Genomic DNA, 2,756 nt, shown 5'->3' on the forward strand with positions numbered 1-2,756 from the left:
TGTGTGTTATAAGAAAAAGTGATTATTTACGCACCCAAATTTTTCATTAAGTCGCGAGAGTCCTAACGGTATTGTAAATCATGTAAAATTTATAAACTACACAACTGAGGATATATTAGAAGGCTCGACTGTTATAGAATTCGAAGAAGAAGTGTTAAAAGGGGAACTTTCACTTTCCTGCAAGCCACTTAAAAATATCCTTGAAAAAGGAATTGCTCAACATGTAAAATACTATGATAAGAATAATATGCCGGTTGCTCAAATCAGTATAACTCATGAGTTATGCAAGTCATATTATTGAGTATGTATAGCTAAATAAGAAGAAGGTTGAATATGAAAAGGTTGATTTTAAAATCACGTATAGGTGTTATGAGTTTAGTAGTTGCTGTTTCTTTGACAGGTTGCTTTGAAGAGAAGGTTCGATGCAATAATGATGAAGCTATATCTTTGGTTAAAGAATTGATATTTGATAATCAAGAAAATGTAGTTTTTGATAATGTTTTATTAATGGACAGGAAGCGAGAATTAAAAAATGAACCAACAGATAATGAGTTTGTAACAAATATGATACTTAATGGCCAAATGGACGGAATGGGACTTATGGCAATACAGATACAAAAAGGGCAAGGTGATAGTGCAATTGCAAAAAAATACAAATTATTGATGGGTGAAATAAATTCTGTAAAAATTGCGATTCAGGATATTGTGACAATTAGTAAAGATAAAGAAATAAATAAAGTTCAGTGCCAAGCCTCTTCAAACATTAGTTACAGTATTGGCACATACCCTTTTGACCTAATATATACGGTGCAAACAACAGATGATGAAAAAAAGTTATTAGTAAATATAGAGTCATTTGAAGCTCAATAAGTAGTATCTATTTGTAATACTAAAAAAATATCCTATAATTGTGATACAAAAAGTGGTGCATTGTGATACTTTTTTTATTGTACAAATAGTTAGAATCCCTAAAATAGGGTGTTGTGAGACTTTTTGATGTGTAGCGGTCGTTTCCTCTCATCCGCACCATCTACTTTTAAACCTCTAAAATACAACACTTCAAAGAAAATCTCAAACTCATTGTTCCAAAAATGTTAAACTATCACCAATTCTAATATCAAGTGCAATTTTGACGTAAAACTTATCTTTTGTTATTTGCATTAACTATTTTTGAACTTTTTTTGCCTCTTTATAAAACTTATCAAGCCCTTTTTTTGCTTTTTTGTCTACATCGTACGATATATGTTTTAGGTAGTTTAAAATATCATGATGGGATACTTTTGTTCTCTTAGATGCTTCATCCAAAATATACCTTGGGATTTTTACTCTTCTTTTTAGGAAATTTTTTTCAATTTTTTTATAAAGCGTTTTTTCTTTGTGGTAGCATAAAAGTGCGAAAACAAAAGGGAGTTTGTATTTTTCACTCCATGTTTTTGCCAAATCCGTATGCGGTTTGTTCTGCAGATAGTATCGCAGAGCTTTGTCGCCAATAAGAACTTCGCCTTGAATGTTTAAGATTTTTGCAAGCACGTTTGAGGTCTCTGACTCTGTGTCGCTCACATCTTTCTCATGAGGGATAACTAAAACGCTGAGCACCTCTTTTTTTGCGACAATCCCAAGGTTTACATGTTTTTGCCCTTTTGCTCTGATGCTTGAGATGAAGGCTGCATCTACCTTTCTTGAGATAAATTTTTGGTTTGTTTTTGCAGGAACACCTCTGTAGTACTGCATGCTCATGCTCTGTTGAGAACTTTTTGTAAAACGCTTCATAAAGACATGAAAAGGTAAAAGATTTAAATACTCTATTTTGCCAAAAACCAAAGCGCTCTCCATAAATATTAAGTCTGAAATTATACATGCCTTAGCTTATTTTGATATAATCGCAGCATAAAAAAATAGTTTTGGGAGCAGTCTTTATGGTACGAGTGGAATTTTTAGGTCCAATACAAAAAGAGCCTTTGGAGTTAGAGATAACAAACTTAAACGAGTTGGCAAAAATACTCCAAGAGGATGAGTCCATGAAAGAGTGGCTTGAAAATTCTGCAGTTGCCGTAAATGATACGCTCGTCAGCAGCAGAGACGTTGTGCTAAAAGACGGTGACAGAGTCGCTCTTCTTCCACCAGTTTGTGGAGGGTAAGATATGCTTTACCTTTATGACGGAGCTCTTGACGTTCCTGAAATATTAAAAGAGTGGTACGAGCAGGAAGCAAAAAGCAACTACGGCGCATATATCCCTTTTGTGGGAACTGTTAGAAGCGAAGATAATATAGAAGGGCTTAGTTTTGACATCTATGAACCCATTTTAAACTCTTGGTTTGAGGCATGGCAGAAAAAGGCTGAAGCTAAAGGTGCGGTTATAAAAATGGCGCACTCCAGAGGCGATGTTATGCTTCATGAGTCCTCATATATAGCTGCAGTTTTCTCTCCAAAAAGACGTGTGGCATTGGAGTTTATAGATGAGTTCGTCGAGGATTTTAAAGCATCTGCTCCTATTTGGAAATACGATTTAAAGGGCGGCAAAAGAGTATATGCACTTGATCGCTCAACTGCAATTAAAGGGAGCGGAATTTTAAAATGAGCCTACTATCCTATGAAACAAGTCAAAATATGCTTGACTTATTACATGTAAACGCATCAAGAAGTCAAAATGTGCCGCTTAGCTCATCTCTTGGAAGAGTTTTGGCACAAGATATCGTCGCAGAGTTTAACGACCCTCAGTTTCCTACCGCTTCAATGGATGGCTATGCCGTTATGC

The 2,756-nt window shown here is 35.1% G+C and carries 4 protein-coding genes and 1 pseudogene; 4 read left to right on the plus strand and 1 reads right to left on the minus strand.

Annotated elements, in window-relative coordinates; all coding sequences use genetic code 11:
- Nucleotides 1-333: 333 nt before the first annotated feature.
- Nucleotides 334-870, plus strand: a complete 537-nt coding sequence (locus tag IBX42_RS11940) for a hypothetical protein (RefSeq protein WP_294933157.1) — start codon at nt 334-336, stop codon at nt 868-870.
- A 294-nt stretch (nt 871-1,164) separates the two neighbouring features.
- On the opposite strand, the gene IBX42_RS11945 is transcribed toward IBX42_RS11940, so the two are convergent.
- Nucleotides 1,165-1,821, minus strand: a complete 657-nt coding sequence (locus IBX42_RS11945; protein ID WP_294933158.1) for an MqnA/MqnD/SBP family protein — start codon at nt 1,819-1,821, stop codon at nt 1,165-1,167.
- 95 nt (nt 1,822-1,916) lie between these two features.
- Between IBX42_RS11945 and IBX42_RS11950 the strand changes: the two genes are divergently transcribed.
- The 3 genes and pseudogenes from IBX42_RS11950 to IBX42_RS11960 form a co-directional block, all read left to right on the plus strand.
- Nucleotides 1,917-2,138, plus strand: coding sequence for a MoaD/ThiS family protein (locus tag IBX42_RS11950; RefSeq protein ID WP_294929547.1), 222 nt, complete (start codon nt 1,917-1,919; stop codon nt 2,136-2,138).
- Between the two features lie 3 nt (nt 2,139-2,141).
- Nucleotides 2,142-2,579 carry a molybdenum cofactor biosynthesis protein MoaE gene (locus IBX42_RS11955; RefSeq protein WP_294933159.1) on the plus strand — a complete coding sequence of 146 codons (438 nt, stop codon included), beginning with the start codon at nt 2,142-2,144 and terminating at the stop codon, nt 2,577-2,579.
- Nucleotides 2,576-2,756, plus strand: a pseudogene (locus IBX42_RS11960) (molybdopterin molybdenumtransferase MoeA); the annotation flags it as partial. The gene IBX42_RS11955 and the pseudogene IBX42_RS11960, both read left to right, overlap by 4 nt.

The organism is Sulfurimonas sp., assembly GCF_014859695.1.
Classification (GTDB): domain Bacteria; phylum Campylobacterota; class Campylobacteria; order Campylobacterales; family Sulfurimonadaceae; genus Sulfurimonas.